General features: G+C 74.1%; 15 protein-coding genes and 1 tRNA gene. 6 read left to right on the top strand and 10 right to left on the bottom strand.

All coding sequences use genetic code 11. The features are described from left to right. Positions 1-53 precede the first annotated feature (53 nt). Positions 54-1037 (bottom strand): D-2-hydroxyacid dehydrogenase, encoded by a 984-nt coding sequence (locus ACIRR8_RS03225; protein WP_404058327.1) that lies wholly within the window; start codon positions 1035-1037, stop codon positions 54-56. Positions 1038-1274: 237 nt separating this feature from the next. On the opposite strand from ACIRR8_RS03225, the gene ACIRR8_RS03220 reads away from it, so the two are divergent. Together ACIRR8_RS03220 and ACIRR8_RS03215 are read left to right on the top strand one after the other, a co-directional pair. Continuing rightward, on the top strand, positions 1275-2042 hold the full coding sequence (locus tag ACIRR8_RS03220; RefSeq protein WP_404058325.1) for a decarboxylase: 768 nt from the start codon (positions 1275-1277) through the stop codon (positions 2040-2042). A 160-nt stretch (positions 2043-2202) separates the two neighbouring features. After that, positions 2203-3330: an LLM class flavin-dependent oxidoreductase gene (locus ACIRR8_RS03215; protein WP_404058323.1), complete on the top strand. Its 1128-nt coding sequence runs from the start codon at positions 2203-2205 to the stop codon at positions 3328-3330. 28 nt (positions 3331-3358) lie between these two features. Here the strand turns inward: ACIRR8_RS03215 and ACIRR8_RS03210 are convergent, their stop codons facing one another. Continuing rightward, a complete protein-coding gene (locus tag ACIRR8_RS03210; protein WP_404058321.1) occupies positions 3359-5272 on the bottom strand; it encodes a putative bifunctional diguanylate cyclase/phosphodiesterase in 1914 nt (637 codons plus the stop codon). A 404-nt stretch (positions 5273-5676) separates the two neighbouring features. Between ACIRR8_RS03210 and ACIRR8_RS03205 the strand changes: the two genes are divergently transcribed. Further along, positions 5677-6918: a M6 family metalloprotease domain-containing protein gene (locus ACIRR8_RS03205; protein WP_404058319.1), complete on the top strand. Its 1242-nt coding sequence runs from the start codon at positions 5677-5679 to the stop codon at positions 6916-6918. Positions 6919-6980: 62 nt separating this feature from the next. Here the strand turns inward: ACIRR8_RS03205 and ACIRR8_RS03200 are convergent. The 7 genes from ACIRR8_RS03200 to ACIRR8_RS03170 form a co-directional block, all read right to left on the bottom strand. After that, a tRNA-Lys gene (locus ACIRR8_RS03200) sits at positions 6981-7054 on the bottom strand. Next, positions 7045-7719, bottom strand: a complete 675-nt coding sequence (locus ACIRR8_RS03195) for a bifunctional DNA primase/polymerase (RefSeq protein ID WP_404058317.1) — start codon at positions 7717-7719, stop codon at positions 7045-7047. The genes ACIRR8_RS03200 and ACIRR8_RS03195 overlap by 10 nt, the downstream gene beginning before the upstream one ends. Positions 7720-7905: 186 nt before the next feature. Further along, positions 7906-8250 carry a hypothetical protein gene (locus ACIRR8_RS03190; RefSeq protein WP_404058315.1) on the bottom strand — a complete coding sequence of 115 codons (345 nt, stop codon included), beginning with the start codon at positions 8248-8250 and terminating at the stop codon, positions 7906-7908. A 109-nt stretch (positions 8251-8359) separates the two neighbouring features. Next, positions 8360-9694, bottom strand: a complete 1335-nt coding sequence (locus tag ACIRR8_RS03185) for an AAA domain-containing protein (RefSeq protein ID WP_404058313.1) — start codon at positions 9692-9694, stop codon at positions 8360-8362. A 43-nt stretch (positions 9695-9737) separates the two neighbouring features. Continuing rightward, the gene (locus tag ACIRR8_RS03180) at positions 9738-11354 is read right to left on the bottom strand and encodes a hypothetical protein (RefSeq protein ID WP_404058311.1); all 1617 of its coding nucleotides are present in this window, start codon (positions 11352-11354) and stop codon (positions 9738-9740) included. Further along, complete coding sequence (locus ACIRR8_RS03175) at positions 11345-12601, bottom strand: hypothetical protein (protein ID WP_404058719.1); 1257 nt, start codon at positions 12599-12601, stop codon at positions 11345-11347. The genes ACIRR8_RS03180 and ACIRR8_RS03175 overlap by 10 nt, the downstream gene beginning before the upstream one ends. Beyond that, positions 12489-13478: a phosphatase PAP2 family protein gene (locus tag ACIRR8_RS03170; protein WP_404058309.1), complete on the bottom strand. Its 990-nt coding sequence runs from the start codon at positions 13476-13478 to the stop codon at positions 12489-12491. The genes ACIRR8_RS03175 and ACIRR8_RS03170 overlap by 113 nt, the downstream gene beginning before the upstream one ends. 239 nt (positions 13479-13717) lie before the next feature. Here ACIRR8_RS03170 and ACIRR8_RS03165 point away from each other — a divergent pair, with 239 nt between their 5' ends. Beyond that, a complete protein-coding gene (locus ACIRR8_RS03165; protein ID WP_404058307.1) occupies positions 13718-14317 on the top strand; it encodes a histidine phosphatase family protein in 600 nt (199 codons plus the stop codon). A 241-nt stretch (positions 14318-14558) separates the two neighbouring features. Here the strand turns inward: ACIRR8_RS03165 and ACIRR8_RS03160 are convergent, their stop codons facing one another. Next, entirely contained in the window at positions 14559-15917 is a 1359-nt protein-coding gene (locus tag ACIRR8_RS03160; RefSeq protein WP_404058305.1) for a tetratricopeptide repeat protein, read from the bottom strand. Between the two features lie 278 nt (positions 15918-16195). On the opposite strand from ACIRR8_RS03160, the gene ACIRR8_RS03155 reads away from it, so the two are divergent. Together ACIRR8_RS03155 and ACIRR8_RS03150 are read left to right on the top strand one after the other, a co-directional pair. Next, a complete protein-coding gene (locus tag ACIRR8_RS03155; RefSeq protein WP_404058303.1) occupies positions 16196-16651 on the top strand; it encodes a hypothetical protein in 456 nt (151 codons plus the stop codon). A 95-nt stretch (positions 16652-16746) separates the two neighbouring features. Beyond that, positions 16747-17643, top strand: a complete 897-nt coding sequence (locus ACIRR8_RS03150; protein WP_404058301.1) for a spermidine synthase — start codon at positions 16747-16749, stop codon at positions 17641-17643. Positions 17644-17652 lie beyond the last annotated feature (9 nt).

The raw sequence follows: 17652 nt of genomic DNA, 5'->3' as shown, positions 1-17652 counted from the left end.
GGTGGCCGGAGGGTGACCTTCCCGTGGCCTGGTGCGGGCGGAGGGTGACGAGGTCACTCCGGTGAGGAGCCTTCTTCCTCTGCGGAGTTGTCGGTGGACGGCACGTAACCCCGCTCCTTGTCCACCACGTTGGGCAACGGGCCACCATCCGCCCATAGTCCGTACATCGCCACGAACTGCTCACTCAGCCGGTCCCGCCAGCCGGCCGTGTCCCCGCTCAGATGCGGCGAGACCAGCAGCCCCGGAACGTCCCACAACGGGCTGTCCTCGCCCAGCGGTTCATCGTCGAACACGTCCAGCGCCGCCCCGGCCAGCCAGCGCCGCTCCAACGCGGACACCAGGTCCGCCTGCACCACGCTCGCGCCGCGCCCCACGTTGATGAACCGGGCCGAGGGCTGGAGCAGCCCGAAGAAGCGGATGTCGAACATGCCGTACGTCGACGGCGTCAGCGGCACCGCCGAGACCACCCAGTCCGCCCGCGCCGCCAGCGGGTCCAGGTCCTCGACGCCGTGGATCGTGCGCCGGGCGGTCCGGCCCACCAGCGCCACCTGGACGCCCAGGCCGTGCAGCAGCCGGGTGATCTCGCGCCCGATCGGGCCCGCGCCGACGACCACCGCCCGCGTACCGGCCACCTGCTGCCCCTCCCGGTGGTGCCAGCGCCGCTCCCGCTGGAGGGCGAGGGTGGTGGGCAGGTCCTTGGCGAAGGCCAGCACGAGCCCGGCCACGTACTCCGCGATCGGTCGTTCGAAGACGCCCCGCGCATTGGTCAGCACGGTGTCGGAGGCCACCAGCTCCGGGCAGAGCAGCCGGTCCACCCCGGCGCTCGCCGTGTGCACCCAGCGCGGCCGCGTCCCCGGACCCGGCCAGGCCCCCCGTACCGCGTCGGAGGTGAAGTCCCACACCAGCAGCACATCGGCGTCCGGCAGCCGGGCCGCGAGCCCCGCCGCGTCCGTGCGCACCACACGGGCCCGGCCGGTCAGCCGGCCGAGGCGCGGGGAGGGATCGGCGTCGAGGACGAGAACGACGGGTTCCGGCATCGGTGGCTCATCACTCCGCAACGTCGCAGGCCGGCTCGGTCCGCGACTGCGCAGGCCGGCGTAGGTACAGGCAGGACCATGATCTCCGTACCGACCACGCTCGCAGCCGCCCCCGCGCCCGTCAACACGGCCCGTGGCGCGTCCCGCCGACCCGCCGTCGGCGGGCCACCGGGGGAATAATTGACAGGGCCAGGGGCACCAGTGGCTTTCGGCGTCCGACGCGAAGGAAGGGTGAACATGACCACGACCGTAGGACTTCTCTACCCGGGCCACGCCGCCGAGGACGACTTCCCGCGGATCGAGATCACGCTCGACACGGACATCAGGCTGCCGCTGTTCTCCACCGAGGTGGCCGAGGACTCCTACCGGCGCGGCTCGCTGCTGGAGTCCGGTGCGCCGGACCGGCTCGCCGAGGGCACCGAGGAGCTGCGGCTCGCGGGCGCGGAGGCGCTCGTCTGGGCGAGCCCCGGTGGCAGCTTCGTGTACGGCTGGGCCGGCGCCCACAACCAGATCGCCACCCTCGCCCGGAGCGCGGGCCTGCCCGCCTCCAGTACCGGCTTCGGCTTCGTCCACGCCGTACGGGAGCTGGGCGCGTCCCGGGTCGCGGTCGGCGCCGCCTGGCCGGAGGACATCACCGTGCTCGTCGCGGAGTTCCTGGTGGCGGGCGGCGTGGAGGTGGTGGCCTCGCACAGCGCGGGTCTCGCCACGGACGCCGAGGTCGCGGGGCTGGGGCCGGAGCAGGTCAGGGAGCTGGCCCTCGCCGCGGACCATCCGGACGCCGAGGTGCTGCTGCTCCCGGACGCGGCGCTGCACACGGCCGTGTCCATCCCGGAGCTGGAGGAGGCGGTCGGCAAGCCGGTCCTCACGGCGAGCCAGGTGAGTGTCTGGGAGGGCCTGCGGCTGACCGACCGCCGCGTCTGGGCCCCGACGCTCGGCACCCTCTTCGCCGCCCGCCGTCCGGCACCGGGCGCGGTGGAGCCGAAGGGCATCGAGGTACGGGAGTAGCCCGGCCCGCCCCTGACGGTCCTCCCGGAACAGCGCCCGGAAGAGTTCCCGGAACAGCGCCCGGAATAAGCGGAGACTCCCTCCTGTTGGATCTCCCCGATATGCGTACGCCTCCGATGGCGCGTACGGACGACGAGCACCACCGGGAGAGGGCCGACACGTGGACGAGATCCGAGGCGGGAACACGGGCGACGGGACGAGCGGCGACGGAATCCGCGGTACGGCGGCGGGCACCGCCCCCGTACCGCTCTCCGTGCTCGACCTGGTGACCGTGGGCCAGGGCCGCACCGCGACCCAGGCCCTGCGCACCGGCGTCGAGATCGCCAAGCTCGCCGAGAGCCGTGGCTTCCACCGCTACTGGGTCGCCGAGCACCACTCCATGCCGGGGGTCGCCTCGTCCTCGCCGGCCGTGATCCTCGCCCACATCGCCGCCCACACCGACCGCATCCGGCTCGGCTCCGGCGGCGTCATGCTGCCCAACCACGCCCCGCTGGTGATCGCCGAGCAGTTCGGCACGCTGGAGGCGATGGCCCCCGGCCGCGTCGACCTCGGCCTCGGCCGGGCCCCCGGCACCGACGGCGCGACGGCCGCCGCCCTGCGCCGCAGCGACCGGCTCAACGAGGGCGCCGACGACTTCCCGCAGCAGCTCAGCGAGCTGATCCGGTTCCTGGACGACGACTTCCCGGACGGACATCCCTACGCCCGCATCCACGCCGTACCCGGTCCGGTCCAGGCGACCGCCGACGGCGGGGTGCAGTCCGCGCACCGGCCGCCGGTCTGGCTGCTCGGCTCCTCCGGCTTCAGCGCCCGGCTGGCCGGCACGCTCGGCCTGCCGTTCGCCTTCGCGCACCACTTCTCGGCGCAGAACACGATCCCGGCGCTCGACCTGTACCGCAGCTCCTTCCGGCCCTCCGCCGTGCTGGACGCCCCGTACGCCCTGATCGGCGTCTCCGCGCTGGCCGCCGACGACGAGCGCGAGGCCCGCCGCCAGGTGCTGACCGGCGCGCTCTCCATGGTCCGGCTGCGCACCGGCCGTCCCGGGCTGATCCCGAGTCCGGAGGAGGCGGCCGCGTACGACTTCTCGCCGATGGAGCGGGAGTTCGTCGACGGCTGGCTCGCCAACGTCGTCCACGGCACCCCCGACGAGGTCCGCACCGGCCTGGACGACCTGGCCAAGCGCACCGGCGCCGACGAGCTGATGATCACCGCCAACGCGCACGGCGGCGAGGCCCGGCTGCGCAGCTACGAGCTGATCGCGGACGCGTACGGGCTGCCGCGCGGCGCCTGAGCCGTCAGCCGCACAAGACGCCCCCTGCCTACGGTGTCTCGGCGCTCGGGCGGGCCGTGATCAGCGCCGCGATCAGCTCCGGCGCCACGGCCCGCGAGTACAGCCACCCCTGCCCGGTGTCACAGCCGATCCGGCGCAGCCGCTCCGCCTGCCCGGCCGTCTCCACGCACTCCGCGGTGACGGTCAGGCCCAGGCGGTGCGCCAGCTGCACCATCGCCTCCACGATCGTCTCGTCGGCCGGGCTCGGATGCGCACCGTCCTCGTACCGGAAGCCCTTCACGAACGCCCCGTCCAGCTTCAGTACGGAGACGGGCAGCCGGCTGAGGTAGGCGAGGTTCGAATACCCCGTCCCGAAGTCGTCGATGGCGATCCGTACGCCCATGTCGCTCAGCGCCTGGAGCGCGCGCAGCGGACGGCCGCCGGAGCCCATCACCGCCGACTCGGTCAGCTCCAGCTGGAGCAGGCCGGGCGCGAGGCCCGTCTCGTTGAGGATCTGCGCCACGTCCGCCACCAGGTCGGAGTCCCAGACCTGGCGTACGGCGACATTGACGCTGATGAAGAGCGCGGGCTCGTCCGGGTGGTCCAGCTGCCAGCGGCGCGCCTGGCGGCACGCGGTGCGCAGGATCCACCGGCCGAGCTGGACGATCGAGCCGTCCTCCTCGGCGATCCCGACGAACCGATTCGGCGAGAGCACCCCGAACTGCGGGTGGTTCCAGCGCACCAGCGCCTCCACGCCGCGCACCACTCCGTCCGCCATGCCGACGAGCGGCTGGTACTCCAGCGTGAACTCGCCGCGCTCCACGGCGGGCCGGAGGGTGGAGGAGAGGGCCTGGCGGGTCATGCGGTGGGCGTTGCGCTCGGGGTCGAAGAGGGTCCAGCGGGCCCGGCCGTCGGCCTTCGCCCAGTACAGCGTGGTGTCGGCGGCCTGCATCAGACCGGTCGGCGAGGTGCCCGCCACCGGCCGCTCCACCACGCCGATCGAGGCGGAGACGGAGAGCCGGTGTCCGGCAAGGTCGAACGGGTGCTGGAGGGCGGCCAGCACCGAGCGGGCCAGCTCGGTGAGTGCCTCCGTACCGCCGGAGTCCTCCACCAGGATCGCGAACTCGTCGCCGCCCATCCGCGCCACCAGCCGGCTGCCGCCCGGGCTGCGGCTCGCGTCGCTCTCGGCGCAGTCGTTGAGCCGTCCGGCGACGGCGGCCAGCAGCCGGTCGCCGATCCGGTGGCCGAGTGTGTCGTTGATGGCCTTGAAGCCGTCCAGGTCCAGATAGCAGAGGCCGATCCGGCCGTGGCGCGGGAGCATCGAGTCGTCCTGGTACGGCGGCGTCTCCAGGGCCACCGAGAGCCGCTCGAAGAACAGCGTCCGGTTGGGCAGCCGGGTCACCGGGTCGTGCATCTGGAGGTGGCGCAGCCGGTCCTGGAGTTCGCGCCGGTCGCTGATGTCGGCCACCGTCAGCAGGACCCGCGCGGGCTCCTCCGCCGACGTTCCCGTCATCGGTACGACGGTGACCTCGGCCCACAGCGTGCGGCCGTCGGGATGTTTGAGGCGGCGGGTGCAGCGGAAGCGGGAGCGGCGGCCCTGGAGCACCTCGCGGTAGGCGTGCCAGGTGCGGTCGTCGGAGGCCAGGTCCACCAGCTCGCACGCCTGCCGGTCGGCCAGCGACCCCGCCGTCGTACCGAGGAGACCGCCGAGGGCGTCGTTGGCCCGGACGATCCGTCCGCCCCGGCCGTCCACGACGGCCATCGGGAGCGTGGCGGCGTTGAAGGCGGCCCGGTGGTCGCGCAGCTCGGCGGCGGCGGTGTCCGCCGGGTCCCGGAGCGGCTCGGCGGGCGGTGCCGTACGCGCCGGCGCCCGACGTGCCGTATGACGCTCCGTGACCGGTGGGGCCACGGCATCCGGGGATGTGCCTGCCGGGGCCCTGGGCCCTTCGGAGGTTCCGCTCACCGCTCGCTCCCGCTGTGAAGGTTGTCGTGAACAGGTGGGGTCGGACAGGGCACCGGGTGGTGAACCCGTGAAGGGGCCCGATCCACGCGGGAAAGCGTGGTGAAGCATAGAGGGTGGCGCGTCGGGCGTTCCAGCTCGCATCCGGCCACTGGTTGTGCGAACGGCCGGTCTGCGCCGTTCCGCTTTGCCCGCTCCTGATGGTTTCTGAGCGGTTCTGTTGCATCCGGGTGCCGATCCGACCGATGGTCACGTTCCGTGAAGGTCGGGGGTCGGGTGGCGTCGAGCGGTCGAACCTGCGACCCGTGGGGCTCCTGTGACCCGTGTGGGGCAGCACAACAGGACGCATACGCCCGAACCGGCACAGGGTGGACGACACGTACCGCGTTCCCCATCCGGAGGTCGATGTGCAGCGTGAGCCCGAGCCCGGGGGAGCGGAGCGGTTGAAGCTGCGCAGTCTCGCGGCCGCTCTGACCTCCCTTCTGGCGCTCGCCGCCACCTCGCTCGTCGCCGGACCTGCCGCGGCCGCCGTACGGGACGCCGCCCCGTGCGAGCTCCGCAGGACGCAGGCGCACCACTCGCTGGGCCTGGACAGCTGGAACGGCGCCTACCCGCAGCCCGACCGCCACCTCGACGCGGTCATGATCTTCCTGTCGTTCCCGGACGCCGAACCCGCCCTCGCCCCCGAGGTGCTCACGGCCGACCACTTCCCGGCCACCACCCGCTTCTTCGAGCGCGCCAGCTACGGCAGATTCACCTTGCGCCCGCACCCGCAGCGGAGCTGGACCCCGATGCCCCGCGCCTCCACCTGGTACGGCATAGAGCGCGACTGGGACGCCAGGAAGCGCACCGCCTACCTGCGCGACGCGATCGCCGCCGCCGACAAGGACGTCGACTTCTCGGCGTACGACATCGTCTACCTGGTCGCCGACCCGGACGCGCCGGGTGTGGACTCCGACGCCACGAAGGTCGTCAACTTCGACCGGCCGCTGCGCGCCGACGGCACCGACATCCGCCGGGTCGTCACCGTGTTCGAGCAGCACCCGCCGGACCGCAACGTCCTCGCCCACGAGACCGGGCACGTCTTCGACCTGGCCGACCTCTACCACCGCCCCACCGACGGCAAGGGCGACTGGGACACCTACGTCGGCGACTGGGACGTCATGGGCAGCCAGTTCGGCCTGGCGCCCGACCTGTTCGGCTGGCACAAGTGGAAGCTCGGCTGGCTGGGCGGGCCGCAGGTCGTCTGCGTACGCGGCTCCGCCGATCTCACCCTGGAACCGATCGCCGCCGCGCCCGTGCCCGGCGGGTCGATCGGGACGCGGCTCGCCGTCGTCCGGACCGGCGAGGACAGCGTCCTGGCCATCGAGGCCCGCGGCGCCACCGGAAACGACCGCTCCACCTGCACCGAAGGCATCCTGATCTACCGGGTCCGCGGCTCCACGGCCTCCGGCGGCGGCCCGGTCGAGGTGATCGACACGCATCCGGAGACCGGCTCCTGCTGGGACCGCTCGGTCTACCCGCCGCTCGCCGACGCCCCGCTCCTGGAGGGCGAGACCTACACCGTGCCGGGCGAGCGCACCCGCGTGGAGGTCGCCGGCCGCACGCCGTCCGGCTCCTGGACGGTACGGATCACGGCCGGAGTCTGAGCCGCGTACGCCACGGAGACACGAAGAAGCCCCCCGCTTCCGCGAGGGGCTTCTTCCGTCGGTGCGCCGTCAGGGACTCGAACCCCGGACCCGCTGATTAAGAGTCAGCTGCTCTAACCAACTGAGCTAACGGCGCCTGCTGACGTCGTAGACATTAGCACCCTGATCGGCCCGAGGAAAAATCGTATGCCCGGACCTCTGGGCCACCGCCGAACGGCTCACCCGGACACAGGCCCAGAGCAGCACATCCGGTCCGGGCAGCCACGGGGCGCGGGTGTCCGGAGCCACCAGCCAGCGCGGCCCGGAACCACCGGACGGGCAGGTCAGCGGCGGTACGGTGACGGCGTCGCCGGTGCCGTGACAGAGCAGCGGCGGCACCTCGCCACGCTGCGCACCGCTGCCCGAACCCCACTCCTCCCAGGCCAGCAGCGACGGCAGCCGCTGGGCCGTCCCGGGGGCGGCGAAGAGCAGCATCCGGCCCCGGTGCACCGCCACCGGACCGGTGCCGGGGCCCTCGGCCCAGAGCCGCTCCACCATCCGCCGCCCGAACACCGCCGGTACGTTCACGACGTCGAACTGCGAGCCGCACGGCAGCACACCGGGCGCGGCCGGGCGCTCCTCCCACTGCGCGAGCGTGGAGCGGGGGTAGGCGGAGGCGCCCGCCAGCCAGGCGGCGCCGGCGGCGGTCACCTGCGCGGCGTGCGCTCCGGTCTGGTCCCGCAGCAGGGCGAAGATGTCGACGGCGTGGGGCGCGGCGGGGCCGGCCTGGAGGGTCGTTTCGTCTTTCAGCCAAGCGCTCATGGAGAAAAGGTCTACCGGGAGTGACGGAGCTGATTCCGAGAGTTGCGGGAAACCGGGACAGGGTGGGAGGGGAAGGAGTATCTTGCCCACCCGGAATATGCCACGGGACCTGACCTCCGGCCTGGGAGCGCCCTCCGCCCGGGCCGTACGCCGGAGGCTCATCCACCCGGGCCGTACACCTGGGGCTCAGGCGGTGGAGGACGAGTCCAGCAGCGACCGTCCGAACTCGATCATCTTCTTCGCGTAGTCCTCGGTCCACTCCGCGCGCTCCGCGACATCCGCCGCCGTCAGCCGGTCGAACCGGCGCGGATCGGCGAGCTGCGCCGCCGCCATCGCCTGGAACTCCACCGAGCGGTCCGTCGCCGCGCGGAAGGCCTGCGTCAACTCGGTCGCCCGGGCCAGCAGCTCACGCGGGTCGTCCATCGACTCCAGGTCGAAGAAGTGCTCCGGATCGGCCACCGCCTCCGACGGCTCGAAGAGCAGCGGCGCGGGGCGCAGCCGCTGCCGTTCGTTCCGCTCGGACTGTGTCATGTGCTGTTCCTCCCTCTGGCGGCCCCGGACGGCCACCCTCCATTGTCCAACCCGGCGCAAGAGGGCCGGAGGGCTTGCGGGGCCCGGACCCTGTCGTCCTGGGGTTCCGCTACGGCCTCCACCGCACCCGGTGCTCGGCGAGGTGGGCCAGGACCGCGTGGTTGGCCTCCCAGCCGTCCGGGAACTTCACCGTGACGCCGAGCTGCACCGGCTCGGTCGACGGGTGTTCGTCCAGCAGGTCCGCCACCCCTTCCCGGCACACCACGACGCAGGCGTGCCGGTGGCGCGAGGCCAGCACGCAGAGGCGGCCCGTCTCCAGGTGGAAGGCGGTGGCGTCGGGGCGGCCGGAGAGCGGGTGCAGGACCACCGTGACGTCGAACTCGCGCCCCTGGAGGCGGTTGGCCGTGTCCACCGCCACCCCGGTGACGCCGAGGTCCGCGAGGGCCGCCCGCACCGCCGCCGCCTGGTCGCGGTGGGCCGTGCCGACCGCCACCCGGTCCGCCGTCACCGGAACGGGCTGCTCCGCCCGCTCGCTGGTGGCCACACCGCCCCGGTCCAGCAGCCGCCGGACCACCAGCGCCACCGCCCGTACCGCCTCCGGGTCCGTACGCGGGGTGTGCCGGGCCGGCAGCTCCAGCAGCCCCCACCCGGCCTCCGCCGCCTCGTCCAGCACCCGGTCAGGACCCGACCCGTCCGAGGCCACCCCGAACGAGAGCTTCCGGTCCCCGTGGTCCGTACCGCTGCGGAACGGCGTGTACGGGTAGAACGCGTCCGACACCAGCGGCGCCGCCGACGCCGGGAGCCGCCAGGAGACCGGCAGCCGGTGCTGCGGCAGCTCCGGATTGTGCGCGAGCAGTGTGGAGACCGCGCTCGCCGACGGGTCGTAGCTCAGCCCGGCCCACTGGTCCGCGCCCACGATCGAGAACGGGTCCAGCTGCCCCGGGTCCCCGACGAACAGCGCCCGCTCGAACAGCCCCGCCACGGCCAGCAGCGCGTCGGACCGCATCTGGTACGCCTCGTCGACGATCGCGTGCCCCCACGGCTCCACGTTCTTCACGTGCGCCCACTTGGCGGCCGTCGAGATCACGATGTCCAGCCCGGCCAGATCGGCCGCTTTCGCCGACTTCGTGACGTTGTCCAGCCCGTCGAGCACCTTGTCGTACGGGTCGGAGTCGCTGCTGTGCAGCCGGCCCACCGGCAGCTCCGGGTCCTTCTCCGCGAGCCGCACCACCAGGTCGTCGACCTGCGCGTTCGTCTGCGCGATCACCATCAGCGGGTGCCCGGCGGCGGCCAGCTCCAGGGCCGCCCGGACCACCAGGGTCGACTTCCCGGCGCCGGGCGGTGAGTCCACGACGATGCCCCTGCTGCTGCCGCGCAGGGTGTCGTCGAGGATCGCGCCGGTCGCCCGCGCCGCCTCCGCACCGGGGTCGAAGCCGGTCCTCACAGCGGTGCCTTTGAGGTGGCCGGGGGCGAGGCGGGGGTCGGGGTCACAGCAGGTCCTCCGGGGTCACGGGGTCGGGGTGCTCGGCGCGCAGGGCCGCGTCCGCGCCGGGCGGGCCGCCGTGGGTCCACGGGGTCTCCTCCGGGTCCGGGAGCTTCGGCCCGCCGCGCTGGTCATGCTCGAACAGGGTCCAGGCGATCCGCTCGCCGGACTCCGGCAGCGAACCGGGCGCGGGCTCCTTGCCCCGGCCCATCCGGTCCATGATCCGCAGCACGATCAGGATCTCGCCGTCCCGGTCCGCGTCCTCCTCGGACCGTACGAACTCCGCCGTCTGCGGCTTGCCGTCCAGCGAGCGGTACACCTTCGTCCGCTCACCGAGATGCGGCCGCTCGTCCGTGCGGAGGGTGACCAGCGGGCGCGGCGAGGGCCGCTTGGACTCGGTGTACGCCATCTCGACGCCGGTCACCTCCGCCAGGAACGCCTCGCCCGCCAGCCGCCGCCCCGCCAGCACCAGCGGATCGTCCAGCGCCTCCTGGGCCTCCAGCTGTGCCTGCGCGGTCTCGCGGGAGGCCAGCTTCTGCGCGGCCGTCACCGCGTCGTCGCGGCGCGGCTGCGGCGGTTCGCCGGAGCTGACCCGGTCCCGGTGGGCGGTGAAGGACCAGCGGTCGCGGGTCCAGCGGTCCTCGGCCCGGGATCCTTCCGGCAGCTCGCGCAGCAGGTCCAGGCCCTGCCACACCTTGTCCCAGGTCGGCAGCGTGACGTTGGCGAGGAGGGAGCGGATCTCGCGCTCGGCCTTGCTCAGCTCGCCGAGCCGCCCGTCCGCCGCGAGCCCGTCCTCGGCCGCCGCGAACGCCTGACGGGCCCGGTCGTACCGCTCGATCGCCGGGGCGAGGAGCCGGTTGTCGAAGTCCGGGTCGGTGGCGGGCCCGGCGGGCGGGCAGAGCAGCTGCCCGTGCTGGTCGCGGCCCAGCTCGGCGGCGAGGGCGGCCTCCGCGCCGGACGCGCCGCCCGGCGGGTCGATCCAGGCGAGCAGCGCGCCCAGGTGCTGGTCCTCCAGGCTGCTCTGGCCGGTCGCCCAGTGCCGGTTCAGCAGGTCCGTGGCGGCCAGCAGCAGCGAGGATCCGGGGACCCGGGCCCGCTCGCCGTAGTGCGTGAGCCAGCGGCCGAGCAGCGGGACGCGGGCCGGGGCCGGATACGGTGTCTCCGGGTCGTCCTCCGCGGTCCGGCGGAACCGCATCGAGCGGCCGAGGAGGCGGACGAACTCGATGCCCGCCCGGCTCGGCACGATCAGCTGCGGCGCATCCGTGCACAGCTCGACCTCGACCTTGGTCTTCTTGCCGGTCGCCGGATCGGTCTCGTTGCGCTCGGCGGGCTCGACCACGTCCGCGTACGCCTCGATGTGCGGAAGCACCGCCTCCGCCAGCTCGGCCAGGAACGCGAACCGCAGGTCCCGGTCGCGCGGCTGCGCGACGGCCAGGAGGCGCGGCTGGTCGCGGTCCGTGCCGACCAGGGCGCCGAGCGGAGCTCCGGCCTCCCCGGCGGTGGTCAGCGGCACGATCACCAGCGGGCGGTCGGTGAGGTGGCGGTGGCGGACGGTGGCCAGCGGCTGCGCGCGACCCGAGTCGACCGCCTCCAGCCGGGCGAGCGTGGTGATCAGCGACATGCGGCGCCCGCCTCTTCCGCAGCCTGTCCGCGCACGGCCGCCGCGTCGTCCGGGGCGTGGGCGCGCAGGGCCGCCGCGCTCTCCAGCGCCTCGGCCCGCAGCGCCGCGGCCCGGCGCAGCGCTGCCACGGTCGGGTCGGCCGGGTCGCCCTCCTTGCCCGCGGCGGCGGCCAGCACCCCGGCCACCGTGGTCAGCCCGCCCAGCTCGCCGCGCACGCTCCGGCCGAGCGTCTCCACCGCACCCTCGGCCCGGGACCGCGCCCGGCAGTGGAAGGCCAGCTCGCAGGCGGCCAGGCACTCGGGGGCGTAGGCGGCGGTGACGGAGGAGACGGCGGACTCCAGCTCCCGCGGCGAGCACGCCGGGTCGAAGGTCGTCCCCTCGGGAAGGGCATCGGCGATGTCCTCGATACGCGTCAGCCGGGTCAGCTGGCGGCGGGTGACGGCGCGCTGCTTGCGTACGTCGACGACGGAGGCGGTCGGCAGGTTGGAGAAGTCCTTCGGGCAGACCAGCAGCACCTGGTGGCCGACCTCGGCCCCCTCGGTCATCGCGGCGACCCGCTCCAGCGCCAGCACGTACACCGCGGCCTGGCGGGCGGCGGCGCCGACCTTCGCGGCGTCGGCGGAGGAGTCGATCATCGGGAACGACTTGATCTCGACCACGGTCCAGCGGCCGTCGGGATGCACCACCACCGCGTCCGGCTCCAGATAGGCCGGGGAGCCCGCCACCTCCAGGGCCAGCATCGGGTGGTCCAGCAGCGCCCAGCCGCCCGCCGCCGTCGCCTCCCGCAGCGCGAGCGCGGTGCGCGCGGCGCGGCCCTCGGGACCCGCGGCGCTCAGATCGGGCGTGGCGGCGTCCGGGCCGGGAGCGGGGGAGGGGCCGCCGAGCCGCTCGTACAGCAGGCGCAGCAGCTCGGCGCCGCCGTCCGCCTTGACCTTCGCCTCGAACGCGTTGCCCCGCATGAAGGCGAACTGCGACTGCCCGAAGGGTGCGGGAGAGCCGAGCGCCTCGGCCAGCACGCCCTTGTCGACCCCGGCGCCGTCGAGCAGGGCGCGGCGCTTGCAGCCCGGGTTGGCGGCGAGAGCGGCGAGCGCGCGGGCGTCGAGCGGGTGCGGTGCGACGGAGGGGCCGCGCAGCTCAGCGAGCCGCTGCCGGAGCGTCGTCGTTGGCCGAGACGCCGGTCGCTGCGCCCGGACCTGCGCCGGTCGCTCTGCCTGCACCCGCGCCGTCGGCTGCCGCGTCGGGGGAATCTGCGGAGGAGGTCCGCTGGCCGGGGATTCGCTCACCCGCGGAAGTCTTGCATCCGGCACTGACAATCGGGGACCTCACGGGCTCGGAGGCCGTGCGGACGGTGGCGAAGGCGGTCCGCAGCCGGCCCTTCACCCGGTCGGCCAGCCGGATGACCGGCCTGGTCAGCAGGGCTCCGAGCCCCATCACGGCGGCGCCGGCCACCGCGTCCAGGAAATAGTGGTTGGCGGTGCCCATGACGACGATCGTGGTGATCAGCGGGTACGCGACGCCGGCGGCCCGGAGCAGCGGGTGCTTGGCGTGGCGCCACAGCAGGACGCCGCACCACAGGGACCAGCCGACGTGCAGGCTCGGCATGGCCGCGTACTGGTTGGTCATCCCGCTCAGCCCGCGCGGGGCGCTCGCGCCGGCGCCCCACCACCCGTACGCGCTGTACTGCGCCATCGTGTCCACGAAGCCGTGACCGGCGTCCAGCAGCCGGGGCGGGCAGGTCGGCACCAGGGTGAAGCCGATCAGGCCGAGCAGGGTCGAGTTCATCAGCCAGACCCGGGCCGCCCGGTACGCGGCCGACCTGCGGCGGAACATCCAGATGAGGATCGCCGGAGTGACCAGGTAGTGCAGGGACGCGTACGCGAAGTCGGCGGGTATGCCGATGGACGGGGTGCTGGTGAAGAGACGGTTCAGCGGGTGCTCGGCGTTGAGATACAGCGCCTGTTCGAAGCGGAGGATCGCCAGGCCGTTGTCGACGGCCGTCGACACGTCTCCGCGCACCAGGAGGCGGCCCAGAGAGTACAGGCCGTACACCACCGCGATGAGTGGGAGCTCCGTCCACCAGCGGGGCCGGTGACCGGTCGCGGGCAGGGCGGTGGCGTGCGGCATCCGGTGGCTCCCCCATGTTCATGCGGCCGACGGCGGACGTTCAACCGTAAGGCGGCGGTCGGCCGCCCGCTCCCCCGGGGCCCCCTTAGGGCGCCCTCCACGCAGCCTGCCCCGTCATGGCTCCGGTACCGCGGCGGAGGGCTGCGCAGAGAGGGACGTCGCCACAGCCCCGGAGGTTGCCTTCCGACCCGGTACGGGATGATGGACGGCCCAGCACCACCGTTCCAGGGAGAGCCTCCATGGCACCGCGCATCCTGCTCGCTCGGCACGGCCAGACCCAGTGGTCGGTCCAGGGCAACCACACCGGCAGGACGGACATCCCGCTCCTGGACACCGGCCGTGAGGGCGCGAAGCTGCTCGGCGAACGGCTGCACCGGGCGCCGTGGGCCGGCCTGCCCGGCGTCGAGGTCCGCACCAGCCCGCTGGTCCGGGCCTCCGAGACCTGCGAGCTGGCCGGGTTCGGGGAGCGGGCGGAGGCATGGGACGCGCTGATGGAGTGGGACTACGGGGCGTACGAGGGGCTGACCCCGGCGCAGATCAAGGCGGACCGCCCGGACTGGCTGATCTGGCGCGACGGGGTCCCGGACGGCGAGAGCCTCGCGGAGGTCACCGCCCGGGCGGACGAGGTGGTGGCCTGGGCGCGCTCGGCCGACCGTGACGTGCTGGTCTTCGCCCACGGCCACATCCTGCGCGTGCTCGGGGCGCGCTGGCTGGGCGAGGACATCGCCTTCGGCGCCCGCCTGCGCCTGGAGCCGACGTCACTGTCGGTGCTGGGGTGGGCGTACGGTGCGCCGGCGATGGAACGCTGGAACGACACGGGGCACCTGGAGGGCTTCTGAGCCCGTCCGGCGCCCACTTCAGCTCCTGTACGCGGCGGAGGTCGTGCGCCATGCCAGCCCGTCCGGCGTTTGAGGACGGAACCGCCGAGCACGTGCCGGGTGCAGGCATGGCTCTCCCGCGCCACGGGATCCGAAAGGGTGCCCACTCACCCAGGCAAGGGTTCCGTCCTCAAGCGCCGGACGGGCTGAAGATCCCCCCGGACGGGCTGAAGATGCCCCGGTACGGGCAGAAGGTGCCCCCTCAGGCCGGCAACGACTCCCGGTGGCGGGTAAGGAACGACGACGCCGCCGACCCTCCACCCGCCCGGGCCTCCAGCACCCGCGCCGCCCCCGCCACCATCCCCCGGATCCGCGAGGACTGGACCCGGTCCAGCAGGTCCAGCACCTGGTGGCCCGTGGCCGCCGCCTCCTCCACCCGCCCCGCCCGCGCCAGATCCCCCGCCAGCTGTGCCCGGTACAGCGCCAGGTTCCGGGTGAAGTGCGCGTCCTGGAGCGCCGCCGCCCGCCGCCCGTGCCGCGCCGCCCGCGACCAGTCGCCCAGCGCCGACCAGCACTGCGCCTCCAGCAGCTCCAGCTCCGCCTCCCGGAAGAAGCTCATCCACTCCGGGTCACCACCCGCCGGCCCCCGCTCGAACGCCGCCCGCGCCCGCCCGATCGCCCGGTCGCACCCCGTACGGTCCCCGAGCCCCGCCCGGCCACCCGCCTCCCGCAGCGCGAGCAGCGCCAGCAGCCGGGGCGAGCCGAGCGTGCGGGCCGCCCGCTGTCCGGCCTCGGCCGCCCGTACCGCCTCACGCGGCCGCCCCGCGTCCCGGGCCAGGAACGACGTGTTGCAGAAGGCGTGCGCCTCAAGACCCGCGTCGCCCGCCAGCCGCGCCGTCGCCAGCGCCTCCGCGTAGTGCGAGCGGGCGTCGTCGAACCGCCCGGAGTCATGGGCCAGCCACCCCACCGAGATGGCCAGCTCACCCGCGCCCGCGTGCAGCCGGTCCGCCGTCGCCCGGCGCGCCGTGGTCCCGGCGTCCAGCAGCTCGTACGCCGCCTTCAACGGCCGTGCCGCCTGCCGGTAGAGCCCGTCGCCGCCGTGCCGGTCGTCCAGTACGCGGATCCGCCGTACCGCCTGCTCGACGGCGTCCACCTCGCTCTCGCCTACCCGGCGCTGCGCGGGCAGGGAGATCCTGGCGGCGGAGGCGGGCGTTCCGCCGAGCCCCAGGGAGGCGGCGGCCACCGTGGCCGTACCGCCCATCATGAACACGCGACGCAGCACGTCGCTCTCCTCGTCGGTGTGGTGGGACGCGTCAGGCGCGGGGGGCACGGCGGGCTCCGAGACGACCCGCGCACCCCGCCCCCGTACGCTCTCGCGGGCCGAGAACCCCAGGTCGGCCAGGGAGGTGCCGGGGAACATGTGCAGGAAGACCCGTTCGTACGCGTAGTTGGGACAGCGGATCTCGCCGGACTCCACGCGGCCGATGTACCGGGCGTCGCACGCGACCTGCTCACCGATCTCGCGCGCCGCTCTGCGGACGGCGGCCGCGAACTCTCCCGCGGAGCGCTGTCCGCGCAGCTGGCGGAAGACGAGGTTGGGAACTGCCCCTGTCGACACCATGGCCGGCCCCTCTCTGGTGCAAGCGGTGCACGTGGTGCAAGCGGTGCGAGTCGTGTGAGCCGGGCCCTGCTCTCCGCGTCCCGGCGGAGCAAGAACGTACCTGCTGTGACCGGGAACACACGCGGCGATTCCTCGCATATGCGTTCATATCGCCCGCGATCCGCCATGAACTGCCACCCTTTGCGGCGGTCCGCTCCCGTAGCCCTTGACGCTCCGCCACCGTTGGTCCATGTGGAGACGGAGTGTGGCTCCGTTCGGCGATGAGAGGAGGGGTTCCCTTGCTGCACATCGGCATGGAGACCGGCTCACGGACGACCGCGACGAACCCGACGACGACCACGACCCCCACCAAGGACCTGGCACCGGCGCCCGCGCCGGCCGAGCAGTCCTGCGACCTCGTCACCGTCCCCGCCCGCCAGGGGCTGGAGGCCGTCGACATCCTCCGCCGCGGCCGGGACCAGGAGGCCGTCGGCCCGGTCCTGCACAACGGCGCCTGCGACACCCTCGGCTTCCTCGTCCCTCCGGGCACGGCCGACGCCTGGGACGTACCGGGCAGCGCCTGTACGCGGACCGACGGCCGAGGCCTGCGCCTCCCGGCGGGCCCGCCCCCCGCCGCCGGTTCCGGCTGGCTGCTCCCGCCCGCCGAGGACGCCCCGGTCACCGACCCCGCCGCCCTCCGCGCCGCTCTCGACCTGGCGGCCCGCCTGCTGGAGGCGGCCGACGGCTGCAACTGAGCCGGCATCCGCCACCGCAGCCCATAATGGCCGGACGGGCGGAGACCTCCGCCGCTGCCGGTATCCCGGGCCCCCACCAGCAAGGACCAGCGCACGTGGCACGTCGAGGAGCGGCCGGCGGCAAGAAGGAGCGTCGAGGCGCGGGCCGGAGCGAGCGCGAACCCTTCTCCGGCCCCGTCGACGGCGGTCGCGCCGAGCTCATACCCGACCGGGAGCGCCCCGACGGCTGGTCGCTGCTGCTCGACGGCGCCCCGCAGTCCCACGTGGACCTCGGCGACCCGGCGCACCTCTCCTTCGCCTACCAGCGCCGGCTCGGCCACATCATCGACCTGGCCGCGCCCCCGCTCCAGCCCCTGCACGTCCTGCACCTCGGCGGCGGCGCCTTCACCCTCGCCCGGTACACCGCCGCCACCCGACCGCGCTCCACCCAGCAGGTCGTGGAGGTCGACGCGGCGCTCGTCCAGCTCGTCCGCGACCGGCTCCCGCTGGACCCGCAGGCCCGCGTCCGGGTCCGGGCGATGGACGCCCGCGCGGGGCTCGCCAAGCTGCCGGACGGCTGGGCGGACCTGGTCATCGCGGACGTCTTCAGCGGCGCCCGCACTCCGGCGCACCTGACCTCCGCCGAATTCCTCACCGACGTAACCCGGGTGCTGAAGCCCTCGGGCCAGTACGCGGCCAACCTCGCCGACGGTCCGCCGCTCGCGTACCTGCGCGGCCAGGTGGCCACCGCAGCCGCCGTCTTCCCGGAACTGGCGCTCGCCGCCGACCCCGTGGTCTGGCGCGGCCGCCGCTTCGGCAACGGGGTCCTGCTCGCCTCCGCGCTGCCGCTGCCCGTCGCCGAGTTCACCCGCCGGGTGGCGAGCGACCCGCACCCGGGCCGGGTCGAACACGGGCGGGCGCTCACGGACTTCACCGGCGGCGCGACGGTCGTCACGGACGCGGCGGCCAAACCGTCACCGGCACCGCCGCCGTCGGTCTTCGAGAATCCCTGAGCGAACGGC

It is taken from the genome of Streptomyces sp. NPDC101178 (assembly GCF_044767965.1).
Taxonomy (GTDB): Bacteria; Actinomycetota; Actinomycetes; order Streptomycetales; family Streptomycetaceae; genus Streptomyces.
Note: the sequence above shows the minus strand (reverse complement) of the source record. Positions and strands in the feature narration are given on the sequence as shown.

Coding starts and splice junctions, on each gene's coding strand:
- ACIRR8_RS03225 (WP_404058327.1), bottom strand. CDS start 1,037: ATGCCGGAACCCGTCGTTCTCGTCCTCGACGCCGATCCCTCCCCGCGC.
- ACIRR8_RS03220 (WP_404058325.1), top strand. CDS start 1,275: ATGACCACGACCGTAGGACTTCTCTACCCGGGCCACGCCGCCGAGGAC.
- ACIRR8_RS03195 (WP_404058317.1), bottom strand. CDS start 7,719: ATGAGCGCTTGGCTGAAAGACGAAACGACCCTCCAGGCCGGCCCCGCC.
- ACIRR8_RS03190 (WP_404058315.1), bottom strand. CDS start 8,250: ATGACACAGTCCGAGCGGAACGAACGGCAGCGGCTGCGCCCCGCGCCG.
- ACIRR8_RS03180 (WP_404058311.1), bottom strand. CDS start 11,354: ATGTCGCTGATCACCACGCTCGCCCGGCTGGAGGCGGTCGACTCGGGT.
- ACIRR8_RS03170 (WP_404058309.1), bottom strand. CDS start 13,478: ATGCCGCACGCCACCGCCCTGCCCGCGACCGGTCACCGGCCCCGCTGG.
- ACIRR8_RS03165 (WP_404058307.1), top strand. CDS start 13,718: ATGGCACCGCGCATCCTGCTCGCTCGGCACGGCCAGACCCAGTGGTCG.
- ACIRR8_RS03160 (WP_404058305.1), bottom strand. CDS start 15,917: ATGGTGTCGACAGGGGCAGTTCCCAACCTCGTCTTCCGCCAGCTGCGC.